The 14,872-nt window shown below is 65.0% G+C and carries 14 protein-coding genes; 6 read left to right on the top strand and 8 right to left on the bottom strand.

Annotation, left to right across the window (positions count from 1 at the left end):
* Nucleotides 1-41 precede the first annotated feature (41 nt).
* On the bottom strand, nucleotides 42-662 hold the full coding sequence (rlmE, locus tag PTT45_RS00075) for a 23S rRNA (uridine(2552)-2'-O)-methyltransferase RlmE (RefSeq protein WP_273810638.1): 621 nt from the start codon (nucleotides 660-662) through the stop codon (nucleotides 42-44).
* A 221-nt stretch (nucleotides 663-883) separates the two neighbouring features.
* Here rlmE and PTT45_RS00070 point away from each other — a divergent pair, with 221 nt between their 5' ends.
* The 3 genes from PTT45_RS00070 (at nucleotide 884) to PTT45_RS00060 (ending at nucleotide 4,616) form a co-directional block, all read left to right on the top strand.
* The gene (locus PTT45_RS00070) at nucleotides 884-2,503 is read left to right on the top strand and encodes an NAD(P)/FAD-dependent oxidoreductase (protein ID WP_273810637.1); all 1,620 of its coding nucleotides are present in this window, start codon (nucleotides 884-886) and stop codon (nucleotides 2,501-2,503) included.
* Nucleotides 2,504-2,505: 2 nt separating this feature from the next.
* Nucleotides 2,506-3,228: a TrmH family RNA methyltransferase gene (locus tag PTT45_RS00065; RefSeq protein WP_273810636.1), complete on the top strand. Its 723-nt coding sequence runs from the start codon at nucleotides 2,506-2,508 to the stop codon at nucleotides 3,226-3,228.
* Between the two features lie 146 nt (nucleotides 3,229-3,374).
* Entirely contained in the window at nucleotides 3,375-4,616 is a 1,242-nt protein-coding gene (locus PTT45_RS00060) for an MFS transporter (protein WP_273810635.1), read from the top strand.
* A gap of 138 nt (nucleotides 4,617-4,754) precedes the next feature.
* Here PTT45_RS00060 and tauD read toward each other — a convergent pair whose 3' ends face one another.
* From tauD to tauA, 4 genes are all read right to left on the bottom strand, one after another.
* On the bottom strand, nucleotides 4,755-5,588 hold the full coding sequence (gene tauD, locus PTT45_RS00055) for a taurine dioxygenase (RefSeq protein ID WP_273810634.1): 834 nt from the start codon (nucleotides 5,586-5,588) through the stop codon (nucleotides 4,755-4,757).
* Between the two features lie 15 nt (nucleotides 5,589-5,603).
* Nucleotides 5,604-6,437, bottom strand: a complete 834-nt coding sequence (tauC, locus tag PTT45_RS00050; RefSeq protein WP_443218133.1) for a taurine ABC transporter permease TauC — start codon at nucleotides 6,435-6,437, stop codon at nucleotides 5,604-5,606.
* Nucleotides 6,434-7,216 (bottom strand): taurine ABC transporter ATP-binding subunit, encoded by a 783-nt coding sequence (tauB, locus tag PTT45_RS00045; RefSeq protein ID WP_273810633.1) that lies wholly within the window; start codon nucleotides 7,214-7,216, stop codon nucleotides 6,434-6,436. The genes tauC and tauB overlap by 4 nt, the downstream gene beginning before the upstream one ends.
* 99 nt (nucleotides 7,217-7,315) lie before the next feature.
* Nucleotides 7,316-8,293 (bottom strand): taurine ABC transporter substrate-binding protein, encoded by a 978-nt coding sequence (tauA, locus tag PTT45_RS00040; RefSeq protein WP_273810632.1) that lies wholly within the window; start codon nucleotides 8,291-8,293, stop codon nucleotides 7,316-7,318.
* A 287-nt stretch (nucleotides 8,294-8,580) separates the two neighbouring features.
* Here tauA and PTT45_RS00035 point away from each other — a divergent pair, with 287 nt between their 5' ends.
* Nucleotides 8,581-9,372 carry an SDR family NAD(P)-dependent oxidoreductase gene (locus tag PTT45_RS00035; RefSeq protein ID WP_273810631.1) on the top strand — a complete coding sequence of 264 codons (792 nt, stop codon included), beginning with the start codon at nucleotides 8,581-8,583 and terminating at the stop codon, nucleotides 9,370-9,372.
* Between the two features lie 58 nt (nucleotides 9,373-9,430).
* On the opposite strand, the gene PTT45_RS00030 is transcribed toward PTT45_RS00035, so the two are convergent.
* The 3 genes from PTT45_RS00030 to PTT45_RS00020 all read right to left on the bottom strand — a co-directional run bounded on the left by PTT45_RS00030 (nucleotide 9,431) and on the right by PTT45_RS00020 (nucleotide 12,054).
* Nucleotides 9,431-9,991 carry a TetR/AcrR family transcriptional regulator gene (locus tag PTT45_RS00030; RefSeq protein WP_273810630.1) on the bottom strand — a complete coding sequence of 187 codons (561 nt, stop codon included), beginning with the start codon at nucleotides 9,989-9,991 and terminating at the stop codon, nucleotides 9,431-9,433.
* A 213-nt stretch (nucleotides 9,992-10,204) separates the two neighbouring features.
* Nucleotides 10,205-11,335: a thiolase family protein gene (locus tag PTT45_RS00025; RefSeq protein WP_273810629.1), complete on the bottom strand. Its 1,131-nt coding sequence runs from the start codon at nucleotides 11,333-11,335 to the stop codon at nucleotides 10,205-10,207.
* A 179-nt stretch (nucleotides 11,336-11,514) separates the two neighbouring features.
* Nucleotides 11,515-12,054 carry a PaaI family thioesterase gene (locus PTT45_RS00020; protein ID WP_273810628.1) on the bottom strand — a complete coding sequence of 180 codons (540 nt, stop codon included), beginning with the start codon at nucleotides 12,052-12,054 and terminating at the stop codon, nucleotides 11,515-11,517.
* A gap of 113 nt (nucleotides 12,055-12,167) precedes the next feature.
* Between PTT45_RS00020 and PTT45_RS00015 the strand changes: the two genes are divergently transcribed.
* Nucleotides 12,168-13,370: an MFS transporter gene (locus tag PTT45_RS00015; protein ID WP_273810627.1), complete on the top strand. Its 1,203-nt coding sequence runs from the start codon at nucleotides 12,168-12,170 to the stop codon at nucleotides 13,368-13,370.
* A gap of 18 nt (nucleotides 13,371-13,388) precedes the next feature.
* Nucleotides 13,389-14,789, top strand: coding sequence for a dihydrolipoyl dehydrogenase (gene lpdA, locus PTT45_RS00010; RefSeq protein WP_273810626.1), 1,401 nt, complete (start codon nucleotides 13,389-13,391; stop codon nucleotides 14,787-14,789).
* Nucleotides 14,790-14,872 lie beyond the last annotated feature (83 nt).

Genomic DNA, 14,872 nt, shown 5'->3' with positions numbered 1-14,872 from the left:
GCTGATGAGCGGGGCTTTCGGGTCGATCATGGTGGCTGGGCTCAGCCCTTGAAGCCTTTGCCTACCAGGTAGACCTCCCGCGAGCGCGGGCGCGAGGCCTCAGGCTTACGGATCGACACCTTCTCGAACGAGCTGCGCACGTCCTTCAGGAAGGCCTCGGAGCCTTCGCCCTGGAATACCTTGACCGCGTAGTTGCCGCCGGGCTTGAGCACCTGGCGCACCATGTCGAGGGTGAGTTCGACCAGGTACATCGAGGCAGCCTGGTCGGACACGGCCACGCCGCTGATGTTCGGTGCGATGTCGGAGATGATCAGGTCGGGCTGGCGGCCGTCGATCTTGGCGAGGATCTGCTGGAACACGGCATCTTCGGTGAAGTCGCCCTGGATGAAGTCGACGTTGTCCAGCGGGTCCATCGGCAGGATGTCGCTGGCGATCACGCGGCCGTTCTCGCCGACGATCTTGCCGGCCACCTGCGACCAGCCGCCGGGCGCCGAGCCCAGGTCCATGACCAGCATGCCGGGGCGGATCAGCTTGTCCTTCTCGTTCAGCTCAAGCAGCTTGTAGCTGGCCCGCGAGCGGTAGCCGTCCTTCTGCGCGCGTTTGACGTAAGGATCGTTGACGTGTTCGTTCAGCCAGCGGCTGCTGCTTTTGGAGCGTTTCATGAGGGGGCCAGGCACGGAAAATCAGGTGGGGTGCGGGCCGCTGCACGGGCAGCGGGCCGCAAAGTGGCGGCAATTATAAGCTGATAGTGCGCCGCAGGTTAAATCCACGGGGCCTGCGGCTCAGCTGGCGGCCTGACAGGGCAGGGTGGCCGCGGCTACAATTGGCGCCTTACCCTTCTTCTTTGCCTCCTTTGCCGGGTCGACCGGCCAGGATTACCGCCATGATTCGCATCAACGAACTGTCCTTGCCACTCGATCATTCCGCCGATGAACTGCGCCAGGCCATCGTCAAACGCCTGGGTATCGGCGAGGCCGACCTGCTGAACTTCACCGTGTTCAAGCGCAGCTACGATGCGCGCAAGAAGAACAGCGTCATCCTCTTCATCTACATCATCGACCTCGAGGTGCGCGACGAGGCGGCGGTCCTGGCGCGCTTTGCCGATGACCACCACATCCGCCCGGCCCCGGACACCAACTACTACCCGGTCGGCCAGGCGCCGGCCGAGCTGGGCGAGCGCCCGCTGGTGGTGGGCTTCGGTCCCTGCGGCCTGTTCGCCGCGCTGCTGCTCGCGCAAATGGGCTTCAAGCCCATCGTGCTGGAGCGCGGCAAGGATGTGCGCGCCCGCACCAAGGACACCTGGGCGCTGTGGCGCAAGAAGGTCCTGACCCCGGAATCCAACGTGCAGTTCGGCGAAGGCGGCGCGGGGCTGTTCTCCGATGGCAAGCTGTACAGCCAGATCAAGGATCCCAAGTTCTACGCCCGCAAGGTGATGCATGAGTTCGTTCGTGCCGGCGCGCCGGACGAGATCATGTACGTGAGCAAGCCGCACATCGGCACCTTCCGCCTCACCGGCGTGGTGGCCGCCATGCGCGAGGAGATCATCGCCCTGGGCGGCGAGGTGCGTTTCGAGAGCAAGGTTACTGACCTGGTGATTGATGGCGACCAACTGGAAGGCGTGGTGCTGGCCAATGGCGAGACCATCCGCAGCCGTCATGTGGTGCTGGCGCTGGGCCACAGCTCGCGCGACACCTTCCGCATGCTGCACCGCCAGAACGTGTTCATCGAGGCCAAGCCCTTTGCCATCGGTTTCCGCATCGAACATCCGCAAGGCATGATCGACCAGGCCCGCCTGGGCAAGTACGCCGGGCACCCGGAGCTTGGCGCCGCCGACTACAAGCTGGTGCACCACGCCAAGAACGGCCGCGCCGTGTACAGCTTCTGCATGTGCCCGGGCGGCACCGTGGTGGCTGCCACCTCCGAGCCGGAGCGCGTGGTCACCAATGGCATGAGCCAGTACTCGCGCAACGAGCGCAACGCCAACGCCGGCATCGTCGTCGGCATCAACCCGGAGCAGGACTTCCCCGGCGGCCCGCTGGCCGGCGTGGAGTTCCAGGAGCGTCTGGAGTCGCGCGCCTACGAGCTGGGTGGGCGCGACTACTGCGCCCCGGCGCAGCTGGTCGGCGACTTTATCCGCGGCACACCGTCGAGCGAGTTCGGCGAGGTAGAGCCGTCCTACAAGCCCGGCGTGCGCCTGGGCGACCTGGCGCCGTCGCTGCCGGAATACGCCATCGAGGCGATCCGCGAGGCGCTGCCAGCATTCGGCAAGCAGATTCGTGGCTTCGACCGCGACGACGCGATCCTCACCGGCATCGAGACCCGTACCAGCTCGCCGGTGCGCATCACCCGTGACAACGAGAGCCTGCAGAGCCTCAATCTCAAGGGCCTGTATCCGGCCGGCGAGGGCGCAGGCTACGCCGGCGGCATCCTCTCGGCGGGCGTGGACGGCATCAAGGTCGCCGAGGCGGTGGCCAAGTCGATGTTGTCCGGGCAGAGCCTCTGAGCATGAAACTCGACGACATCAAGAAGCTGCAGCAGAAGAAGTACCGCGCCGAGTTCGGCCATTTCCTGGTGGAGGGCGAACACCTGGTGCTGGAGCTGCAGAAGGCGGCCGCGCACAACCCGCTGCTGCAGCGCAGCCAGCTGTACGTGACCGCCGCCCACGAGCACTGGCAGAGCCCGTTCAAGACCCATGTGATCAGCGAGCGGCAGATGGCGCAGGTGTCCGACACCAAGACGCCGCAAGGCATAGTCGCCGTGGTGCCGATGCCGGAAGGCGCCGCGCCGGTGGCTGCCGGCGAGCGCGCCATCTACCTGCATGAGATCCAGGACCCGGGCAACCTCGGTACCATCCTGCGCACCCTGGCCTGGTTCGGCGGCTTCCGCTGCCTGCTCAGCCCCGGCAGCGTCGACCCATACAACCCCAAGGTCGTGCGTTCGAGCATGGGCGCCATCTTCCATGCGCCGCTGGAGCTGGATGTTGAGCTGGATTCCCTGGTCGAGCGCTTCCCGCGCATCGCCTGCCTGGATATGCAGGGCGAAAGCCTGCAGTCCGCCAGCTTCAAGGGCTTCGACTGCTACCTGTTCGGCAACGAGGCCCGTGGCGTGCCGCGTGAGCAGCTCAGTGCCCTCGGCGCCCAGCCGTTCACCATCGCCGGCTGCGGTGCCATCGAGTCGCTGAACCTGGCCTCCACCGTCAACATGTGCGCCTACGAGCTGAGCCGCTAGCGACTCGGCGGTTTTTATAGCCCTCTGACTGGGGGCTATTCCATAAGTGAAATCTGGATATATGCATGTGCCCGAGAGTTGTTTGCTCGGACAGGTTTTTATCCAGTAGATTGCGCCGTTTCCTTATCTGCCTCGGGACTTGCGCCGTGTCCGCCGAACTTTCCGTCTATCGCCAGCCCGGTTTCCTGCCTTTTCTCGCCGCCCGTGTGCTGGCCATGTTCGCCGTGCAGATCCTCGCGGTGGTGGTGGCCTGGCAGGTCTATGACCTGACCCGCGACCCGATGAGCCTGGCCTATGTCGGCCTGGCGCAGTTCCTGCCGATGCTGTTCCTGCTGCTGCCGGCGGGCGACCTGATCGACCGTTTCGACCGCAAGTGGATCCTCGGCCTGAGCTGGGGCGTGGAGGCGATCTGCGCCGCGGTGCTGCTGTGGCTGTCGCTGATCCACGGGCCGGTCGAGGCGTTCTACGGTGTGCTGGTGGCCTACGGCTGCGCCCGTGCCTTCACCGGGCCTGCCTTGTCCAGCCTGCTGCCGCAGATCGTGCCGCGCGAGAGCCTGGCGGCGGCCATCGCGGCCAACAGCATGATCGTGCGCGCCTCGACCATCTCCGGCCCGGTGCTGGGCGGCGTGCTCTACGCCATCGGTGGCGGCGAGCTGACCTACGCGCTGTGCCTGCTGTTCTTCGCCGCCGGCGTGCTGATGCTGGCCTTCGTCCAGGTACGTTTCCGTGAGGAGAGCAAGCCGCTCGAGGCCACGGCCTGGACGCGCTTCACCGCCGGTATCCACTTCATCCGCTCGCGGCCGATCATCCTCGGCACCATCTCGCTGGACCTGTTCGCCGTGCTGCTCGGCGGCGTGGTGGCGCTGCAGCCGATGTACGCCCATGAGGTGCTGGACGTGGGCCCGACCGGCCTCGGCATCTTGCGCAGCGCCATGGCCATTGGCGAGGTGACGGTGGGCTTCTACCTGAGCATGCGGCCGTTCAATCGCCATGTGGGCATGCGCATGTTCATCGCGGTGGCGGTGTTCGGCGTGGCCAACCTGGTGTTTTCGCTGTCCAGTCTGTTCTGGCTGTCGTTCCTCGCGCTGATGGTGGCCGGCGGCGCGGACATGGTGAGCATGTACATCCGCTCCTCGCTGATCCAGTTCTCCACCCCGGACGCCATGCGCGGCCGGGTGAATGCCGTGAACATGCTGTTCATCGGCTCCTCCAACGAGCTGGGCGAGTTCCGCGCCGGCAGCAGCGCCGCCTGGTTCGGCGCGGTGCCGGCGGCGGTGCTGGGCAGCCTGTGCACCCTCGGCGTGGTCGGTGGCTGGATGTGGGGCTTCCGCAGCCTGCGCACCGTGGACCGCTTCGAGGATGCGGCGCCGGACGCCAACAAGCCCTAGAGCCTGTTTACGAGCTTCTGGATTAGAGCCAGACAAGGCAAAAATGCCCGAGGAAGCGCAGTTTACGAATGGTAAATGAGCATTCTGAGGGCGTTTTTAACGCCGTATGGCCGCGAGCCAGGAGATCGTGGACAGGCTCTAAGCGGGCTTGTCTCCGAGGATGGTGGCGCGATGCATCACCCGCCGCGCCGGGCGGTAGTCGTCCACCGCATAGTGCTGGGTGATGCGGTTGTCCCAGAAGGCCACGTCGTTCTCCTGCCAGCGCCAGCGGATGCTGAACTCCGGACGGGTGCTGTGGGCGAACAGGAAACGCAGCAGAGCATCGCTCTCGGTCGGTTCCAGCTCGTTGATCCGCGTGGTGAAGCCCTCGTTGACGAACAAGCCCTTGCGCCCGGTGATCGGGTGGGTGCGCACCACCGGGTGTGTCACCGGCGGATGCTGGCGCTGCACCTGGTGGTAGCGCTCCAGCGCCTCGGGCGTGTTGCCGAAGCGCTCCAGCGGAAACGAACGGGTGAAGTCATGGCTGGCGGTTAGGCCGTCGAGCAGGCGTTGCAGCGGCTGCGACAGCGCCTCGAAGGCGGCGCTGCTGCTGGCCCATAACGTGTCGCCGCCATAGGCCGGCAGCTGCTTGGCGGCCAGCACGGCACCGAGGGCCGGGGTTTCCAGAAAGGTCACGTCGGTGTGCCAGATGGCGTTGTCGCGCACGTCGGTGACGGCCGTGTCGAGCACCAGCACTTCCGGCTGCTCGGGGATGTTCGGGTAGATCGGGTGGATGTGCAGGTCGCCGAAGCGCGCGGCGAAGGCCGCCTGTTGCGGCGGCTCGATCGGCTGGGCGCGGAAGAACAGCACCTGATGCTCGAGCAGGGCCTTTTCGATAGCCAGTTGGTCGGCGTCAGTCAGCGGACGGCGCAGGTCGATGCCGCCGACGATGGCGCCCAGAGCCGGGCTCAGGGGCGTGATATTGAGGCTCATGCAGCTACTTCCGAATCAGTGGGCCTGGCCGTGCCAGGGCACCAGCTTGCGTTGCAGGGCGCGCAGGCCCAGTTCCAGGGCGAAGGCGATCACGGCGATCAGCAGGATGCCGAGGATTACCACGTCGGTGACCAGGAACTGCGCCGCCGACTGCACCATGAAGCCGAGGCCGCGCTGGGCGGCGATCAGCTCGGCGGCTACCAGGGTCGACCAGCCGACGCCGAGGCCGATGCGCACGCCGGTGAGGATGTCCGGCAGGGCGCTGGGCAGCACCACATGGCGGATCAGCTGGCCCGGCGTGGCGCCGAGGGCCTGGGCGGCGCGCAGCTTGGCCGGGTCGACGCTGCGCACGCCGGTGGCGGTGGCGATGACGATGGGGGCGAAGATCGCCAGGTAGATCAGCAGCACCTTGGACAGCTCGCCGATGCCGCACCAGATGACGATCAGCGGCAGGTAGGCCAGCGGCGGAATCGGCCGGTAGAACTCGATCAGCGGATCGACCAGGCCACGCACCACGCGGTTGCGGCCGATGGCGATGCCCAGCGGGATGGCAGTCAGCACCGCAAAGAACAGAGCCAGGCCGATGCGCCCGAGGCTGGCGCCCAGGTGCTGCCACAGGCTGGCGTCCAGGTAGCCCTCGGTGATCAGTTTCCAGCCGCGCGCCAGCACGGTCTGCGGGCTGGGCAGGAACAGCGGCTCGATCAGCCCGGCGGCGGTCACCGCCCACCAGGCCCACAGCAGGCTGCCGATGCTGATCAGGCCGAGGGCCAGCAGTCTGAGCCGGCGCGGCGCGCGGGCGGTGTGCTGCTCGGTCTCGCTCTTGGCGTAGACGAACTCGTAGCTGCTCATGCGTGCCTCCTCTGGCGCTCGGCGAAGACCTGGGCGAGCACATGCTCGCGGGTGGCGATGAAGTCGGGATCGGACTTGATGGCGCGGGCGCTCTCGCCAGCGGCGTAGCGCTTGCCGAAGTCGAGGTGCAGGCGCTCGGCGATGCGTCCCGGATTGGGTGCCAGCAGCACCAGGTCGGTGGCGAGGAATACCGCTTCCTCGATGTCGTGGGTGATCAGCAGCACTGGCTTGGCGGTGCGCCGCCAGACCTGCAGCAGCAACTCCTGCATCTGCTCGCGGGTGAAGGCGTCCAGCGCGCCGAAGGGTTCGTCCATCAGCAGAACGCGTGGTTCGGCGGCCAGGGCGCGGGCCAGGCCGACGCGCTGTTTCTGTCCGCCGGAGAGTTCCCAGATGCGCCGCTGCTCGAAGCCGGCCAAGTCGACCAGGGCCAACAGCTCGCGGGCCTTGGCCTCGCGTTGCACGCGTGGCACACCGGCCAGCTGCAGGCCGAAGGCGACGTTATCCAGCACGTTCTGCCAGGGCAGCAGGGCGTCGTCCTGGAACACCACGCCGCGCTCGGCGGAGGGGCCGGTGACGGGCACGCCGTCGAGGCTGATGCGCCCGCTGCTGGGGGACGTGAAGCCGGCGATGAGGTTGAGCAGGCTGGTCTTGCCGCTGCCGGAAGGGCCCAGGGCCACCAGCAATTGCTCGGGGCCGAGGGTCAGGGAAATGTCTTGCAGTACCGGTTCGGCCGCGCCGGGGTACTGTGCGCCGATGCGCTCCAGTTCGAGTAGGGCCATGTCTTTCTCTTTAATGTGGGTGCATCCGGCGGCGGCCTCCTTGCCGCCGCCGAACCTCGCCCGCGGGCCTTGGCAGGATCGCGGGCGAGGGCCCGATGCTCAGTTGGTGACGTACTGGTTGCTGACGTAGGGCGCGTAGTCCGGCAGCACGGCGTCGACCTTGCCTTGCTCCTTGAGGAACTTGGCGGTGTCGGTGATGGCCTGGGTGGTCGGCGCGCCGAGGGCGGTGGCCTGGTCGGCGGCCAGCGGGAAGACGTTGCCCTGCAGCAGCAGCGGGATGTCCTCGGCCTTGGCGCCGGAGAGTTTCACCACCTTGGCGATGTTGTCCTTGTCGGCCAGCCAGGCTTTTGGGTCCTTGCGGTAGTCGGCGTAGGCATCAAGGGTGACCTTGGCGAAGGCGCGGACCACTTCCGGGTGCTTCTCGGCGAAGTCCTTGCGCACGATCCAGGCGTCGAAGGTCGGTGCGCCCAGCTCGCTCAGCTCGCCGGAGGTGATCAGCACCTTGCCGTTTTCCTTGGCCACGCCCAGGGCCGGGTCCCACACGTAGGTGGCGTCGATGTCGCCGCGCTTCCAGGCGGAGATGATCGCCGGCGGCGCCAGGTTGAGGACCTGCACCTTGGCCGGGTCGATGTTCCAGTGCTTGAGCGCAGCCAGCAGGCTGTAGTGGCCGGTGGAGACGAAGGGCACTGCGACTTTCTTGCCGACCAGGTCTTCCGGTTTGGTGATGTTGCTGCCGTCACGGGCGACCAGGGCCTCGGCGGCGCCGATCTGGGTGGCGATCAGGAATGTCTGTACCGGCAGCTGGCGGGTGGCCGCGGCAGCCAGCGGGCTGGAGCCGACGTAGCCGATCTGCACGTCGCCGGAGGCCACGGCGGTGATCACTTCGGCGCCACCGTCGAATTTGCGCCAGTCGATCTCGGACTTGCTGGCTTTCTCGTAGGCGCCATCGGCCTGGGCAACCTTGGCCGGGTCGACGGTGGTCTGGTAGGCAACGGTAAAGTCGGCGGCCTGGGCGCTCAGACTCAGGCTGGAAATCGTCAGTACCGCCAGCAGGCGGCGGGCGAAGGGAATGCTCATGGTGATGCTCCTCGGGCGGGCGCGTACCGTTCCGGGGAAGGTCGAGCCACTGGACAGATGTCGTTCTTCTTGGGGTTGTCCGGTGGTCCGGTAGGGCAAAGCTAATTGATAAAAATGGAATAGATAAATACTTTTTTAGACTATTTTTATATTCATAAGTCGCGTTTCGCTGTGGGCTTCTATCGTGGCCATTGAGAAAAGGCGTTTGTTTGATTACGCCTATAATATAATATGACGACCGTAATCCAGCACGTGCTGGCCAACCACACAGAAGCGGAGAGACGAAGATGAGCAAACAACTGGGCAAGGCGCTGATCACTGGCGCATCTGCAGGCATCGGTGCCACCTACGCCGAGCGCCTGGCGCGTCGCGGTCACGACCTGCTGCTGGTCGCGCGCGATATTCAACGTCTGGAAGCCATGGCTGGTCGCCTGAGCCAGGAGTACGGGGTGAAGGTCGATGTGCTCAAGGCTGACCTGGGCGACAAGTCCGAGTTGAGCGCGGTGGAAGAGCGCCTGTACAACGACGCCGAGATCGGCCTGCTGGTGAACAACGCCGGCATCGCCACCAACGGCACCCTGGCCGAGGCCGATCTGGACCTGGCCGAGAAGCTGATTCAGCTCAACGTGGTCGCGCTGACCCGTCTGGCTTCTGTGGCTGCCAAGCAGTTCAGCGCTCGTGGACGCGGCGCCATCATCAACGTTGCCTCGGTGGTGGCGCTGGCGCCGGAGATGTTCAACGCCGTGTACAGCGCCTCCAAGGCCTATGTGCTGAGCCTGACCCAGACCCTGAACAGCGAGCTGGCGGGCAAGGGCGTGCAGGTGCAGGCCGTGTTGCCGGGTGTGACCCGCACCGAGATCTGGGAGCGCAGTGGCATGGATGAAAGCAAGCTGCCACCGGAGATGATCATGGAGGTTGGCGAGATGGTCGATGCGGCGTTGGCCGGTTTCGATCAGCGTGAGCTGATTACCATCCCCTCGCTGCCGGATGCCGCCGACTGGCAGGCCTTTGTCGCCGCTCGCGGCGCGCTGGGGCCGAACCTGTCGCGTAACCAGGCGGCGCCGCGCTACAAGCGCTGAGGTCGGAAAGTAAAAAGCCCTCGCGGGAGACCGCGAGGGCTTTTTTTGTGGGCGCGAATCAGGCCTCGGTTTGCTGCAACAGCAAGTCGCGGGTACCGGCGCGTAGCAGCTCCGCCAACTCGGGGTCAGTGACGCTGCGCGAGAGCACCAGGGCGCCGACCATTGCCGAAAGGATCAACGCGCTTTGCTTCTCGGCATCTTCGCCGGGAAGACTGCCGGCAATCATCTGCAGGCGATCGCGCACGATCCGATCGGTGACCGGGCTGGGTTGGCCGCGCTGGCCCAACTCTGCGGACATGGTCGGCAGCGGGCAGCCGAGGCCTGGTGACTGGCAGTGGCCGGCGGACAGGTAGCGCTTGATCAGTTCCTGCAGCGGCTGCGCTGCCTGGTCGAGGTCGTTGAGGCCATCCTTGAGCTGGTCGGCGCTTTGCTGCAGCGCCTGCTCGACCAGATCGTCCTTGGATTTGAAGTGGGCGTAGAAACCGCCGTGGGTCAGGCCGAGGGCTTTCATCAGTGGCTGCAGCCCGGTGGCCAGCACACCGTCGCGGCGAAAGCGCAGGGCGGCTTCGTCGATGATGCGTTGGTGGGTCTTGGCTTTGTGGTCTTCGGGGTAGCGCATAAGAAGTCAGTTCCAGGCAGGAATTGGAATGCTGACCTTAATCTTACACTCGGATCGACGAGAGCGGGCGCGGCAGTCCGCCGCGTCCTTCAGGGGGGAGAGTTTTCGAGCTTGCGAAATGAGCTGGAATGGCTGGGATCTGGGGCTTACAACGAGCGATCCGGGACATTCCATCCCGGATCGCTTTGATTGCTGAGTAGCCCCAGTTGGGCGTCAGACTGCTTCGAGCAGCGTAGCCACGCCCTGGCCGCCGGCGATGCACTGGGTGGCGATGGCATAACGGCCGCCCGTGCGCTTGAGCAGCGACGCGGCCTTGCCGGTGATGCGCGCGCCGGTGGCGCCCAGCGGGTGGCCGAGGGCGAGGGCGCCGCCATCGATGTTGACCTTGGCCATGTCCAGGCCCAGCTCGCGTACGCAGGCGATGGACTGGCTGGCGAAGGCTTCGTTGATCTCGACCAGGTCGATGTCGTCGATGCTCAGGCCGGCGCGCTCCAGCACCTTGCGGGTTGCCACCACCGGGCCCATGCCCATGATCTCCGGAGCACAGCCGCCGACGGCAACGGCCTTGATGCGGGCCAGGATGTCGAGCTTGTGGCGGCGGGCGAAGTCCTCGGTACACACCAGTACCGCGGCACTGCCGTCGGTGAGTGGTGAGGAGGTAGCGGCAGTCACGCTGCCACCGAAGGCCGGCTTGAGCGCGGCCAGGGCTTCGGCATTGGTGCCGGGGCGGATGCAGCCGTCTTCGTTGATCACGCCATCCGGAGTCTCTACGGCGAGGATCTCATCCTTGAAGTAGCCAAGCTCGCGGGCACGCACGGCCTTGGCATGGGACTCGACGGCCATGGCTTCCTGCTCCTCACGGCTGATTTCGAAGCGCTTGGCCACTTCTTCGGCGGTGTGCCCCATGGCCATGTAGACCTGCGGAAAGCTGCTCATCAGCGCCGGGTTGGGCGAGATGTTGAAACCGCCCATGGGCACGCGGGTCATGGACTCCACGCCCGCGCAGAGGAAGGCTTCGCCGGCGCCGAGCATGATTTGCCCGGCAGCGAAGTGCACCGAGGTCATGGATGAGCCGCAAAAGCGGTTGACCGTGGCGCCACCGAGGGTTTCAGGGAAGCCGGCGCGGAAGCTGGCGATGCGGGCGATGTTCATGCCCTGTTCGGCCTCGGGATAGGCACAGCCCATGATCACGTCCTCCAGCAGGCTGGGATCGAGATCGAGTTTGTTGACCAGCCCCTTCAATACCTGGGCCGCCAGGTCATCGGGGCGCAGGTTGATCAGGCCGCCTTTCTTGGCGAAGTGGAAGGGGGAGCGGGCGTAGCCGGCGATCACGATGGAGGTCATGGCTGAGGTCCTGTGGTGGGGGAGGCGAGGATTCGCCGTCCGTAGAAAGATGATAGGAGTAATTCAAACGGTCGCATACATGTCGACCGTCATTTAACGATTGCCGATTTCTATGGTGCTGATCGGTAGAAGAGCAGGTGGCCCGACTTTCCTATGGGGGCAGGCCGTTCCTTAGGCGGTCAGCTGCGGAAATCGAGAATCATGCAGGTGGTGGAGCCGACTGCGTAGAGGCGGTCGTCCACGTCATACAGCCGGCCTTCGGCCAGCGCGCTGGAGCGGCCGAGATGGACGATGCGCCCTTCGGCGCGCAGCGGACCGGTGTTGGCAGTGATGGCGCGTACGTAGCTGATGCGCAGATCCATCGTGGTATAGCCCTGACCGGGCTGCAGGCGGGTATGCACCGCGCAGCCCATGCAGGAGTCGAGCAGGGTTGCCGCATAGCCACCGTGCACGCTGCCCAGCGGGTTGTAGTGGCGGGCGTTTGGCGTGCCCTGGAACAAGAAGCGACCGGGCTCCCATTCCAGTGGTACGAAGTCGACCAGATGGCCGAAGGGCGGGCAGGGCAGTTCGCCGCTGCCGATGCGGTCGAAGAATTCCTGGGCGGTCAACTCGCTCACCTGCTTCAGCGTCAGCGTACCCGGCTCGCCAAGTCTGGCGCGGGCGCTGCGCTCGGCTTCCAGCCAAATTTCCAGAGTTTGTTCGCGTGACGTGGTTTGCATGGGGCTTCTCCTTCAGGATTTTGATGATGGACTTCATTCAATATTTCATATTATGGTTGAAATATAAATATCTGACTCCGTTGCAGAGTCGCTAGCGATATCGGAGAAATGCCATGCCGAAACCCTCCAGAGCCTTGCTGCTGATGCTCATGACACTGACGGCGCTGGGCGAGATCTCGACCCAGCTGCTGATTCCTGCGCTGGCTGACCTGGAGCAGGGCTTCACGGCCAGGCCAGGGGCGAGCCTGGCCGCGTTGTCGGTATTCGTGGCCACCTTTGGCCTGGGGCAGCTGATTTTAGGGCCGTTGTCCGATCGCCTCGGTCGGCGTCCGGTGCTGATCGCAGGACTACTGGGCTACTTGTTGGCGACGGGGGGTATGCTGCTGGCCAGTGATCTCGCCGAGTTCATCGTCGCGCGGGCGGTGCAGGGACTGGGTGCCTGTTCGGCACTGGTATTGGCGCGGGCGGTGGTCCGTGATGTGTGGCAGGCCCAGGCTGGTCCCGCTCTGGCGCTGACAGTGATCGGCATGCTCAGCTCTATCGCGCTCGCGCCCATGCTCGGCGGCTTGCTCACCCAGCACTGGGGCTGGCAGGCGCCAGTGCTGGCCGCCTTGGCGGTTGGCGCCGTCGCGTTGTTGGCCGTGCTCTTCTTCTATAAGGAGAGCAATGTGACTCTCGATCCGAAGGCAGGGCGCCTGCTGAAGCTGGCCGGCGACTACCGCGATCTGCTGCGTGGGCGCTCGGTACGCATCTTCGCGCTTACCCTGGCCTGTACCTACGGCGCGATGTTCTGCGTGATCGCTGGGTCATCCACCGTCTATATAAAGCTGCTCGGGTTGAGCACCGCGGAATACGGACTGACCTTCGGTGCCATCGTCTCCGGCCTCATCGCCGGTGCGCTGTTCACTCAGAGAAAGATCATGCTGCTGGGCCCGCAACGCATAGTTGCCATCGGCGTTGCCCTGGTGGGCAGCGGCGCGGTGTTGACGCTGCTGGTGCACGGCCTGTTTGGTCTCTCGCTGCTTGGTCTGTCATTGCCGCAGGTGCTGGTCACTCTGGGGGGCGGCATGGTGCTGCCGGCCTCGGTGGCGGGTGCTGTCATTCCTAACGCCCATCGCGCTGGGTTGGCGGCTGGCTTCATGGGCTTCTCGCAGATGATCGGTGCCACCCTGGCCGGCGTGTTGCTTGGCCTGCTGCAGGACGGTACGTCCTGGCCTATGGTTCTTCTCCATGGCCTGTTCGCCACGGCGGCTTTCGCGGCCTTCCATTTGCTGAGCCGCAGCGCGAGCGTCGCGCCGTTGTCGGCCAGTCGCTGATTCGACAAGGAGTGCCTCATGAGTGCATACGATGTAGTGGTGATCGGCGGTGGGCCTGGCGGCTACAACGCGGCCATCCGAGCCGGCCAGTTGGGACTGAAGGTCGCGTGCGTGGAGGGGCGGGAGACGCTTGGCGGTACCTGCCTGAATGTCGGTTGCATGCCATCCAAGGCATTGCTGCATGCCTCGGAGCTGTATGAAGCAGCGACCGGCAAGGAGTTCGCCAATCTCGGCATCGAGGTCAAGCCCAAGCTCAACCTGCCACAGATGATGAAGCAGAAGGACGAGAGCGTTGCCGCGCTGACCAAGGGCATCGAATTTCTCTTTCGCAAGAACAAGGTCGAGTGGATCAAGGGCTGGGGCAAGCTGGCCGGGGCAGGGCGGGTGCAGGTGACGGCGGCCGATGGTAGCCAGACCGAGCTGCAGGCCAAGGACATAGTCATAGCCACCGGCTCGGAGCCGACGCCGCTGCCGGGCGTGACCATCGACAACCAGCGCATCCTTGATTCGACCGGCGCCCTGTCGCTGCCGGAGGTGCCCAAGCACCTGGTGGTGATCGGTGCAGGAGTCATCGGCCTGGAGCTGGGTTCTGTCTGGCGCCGGCTTGGCAGCGAGGTGACGGTGGTCGAGTATCTGGATCGCATCTGCCCCGGGCTGGATGACGAGACGGCCAAGACGCTGCAACGCTCGCTGAGCAAGCAGGGTATGAGCTTCAAGTTGGGCAGCAAGGTCTCCGGTGCGGTAGTGAAAGGCAAAGGGGTGGAGCTGAGTATCGAGCCGGCCGCAGGTGGTTCGGCTCAGGTGCTGGAGGCTGACTATGTGCTTGTAGCCATCGGGCGTCGCCCATACACCGAGGGGTTGGGATTGGAGATCGTGGGTCTCGCTACAGACAAGCGCGGCATGCTGAGCAATGAGCATCACAAGACATCTATCCCGGGCATATGGGTGATCGGTGATGTCACTTCAGGGCTGATGCTGGCGCACAAAGCAGAAGACGAGGCGATCGCCTGCATTGAGAAGATCGCCGGCAAGGCTGCCGAGGTGAACTATGACGTTATCCCCAGCGTCATCTATACCAAGCCCGAGGTCGCCTGCGTCGGCAGGACCGAGGAACAACTCAAGGCAGAAGGGCGTGCCTACCGCGTCGGTAAGTTTCCATTCACGGCTAACAGTCGCGCCAAGATCAACCACGAAACCGAAGGCTTCGTGAAGGTGCTGGCCGATGAGGGCACAGACGAGATCCTCGGCGTGCATATGGTGGGGCCGAGTGTGAGCGAGATGATCGGCGAGTATTGCGTAGCCATGGAGTTCGCCGCATCGTCCGAGGACATCGCTCTGATTTGCCATCCGCACCCAACCCGCTCCGAGGCTCTGCGCCAGGCTGCCATGGGGGTAGAGGGCTGGATCATGCAGGCATGATGCGGCTTCTTTCAAAAAGTAGTTGACGGGAGATTCTAAATCCCTAGAATGCGCACCTGTTCCGGCGCAGCCTGATCTGAAAA

Origin of the sequence: Pseudomonas sp. Gutcm_11s (assembly GCF_028649395.1) — a bacterium.
Lineage (GTDB): Bacteria > Pseudomonadota > Gammaproteobacteria > Pseudomonadales > Pseudomonadaceae > Aquipseudomonas.
This window is presented reverse-complemented; position numbering and strand designations above follow the sequence as displayed.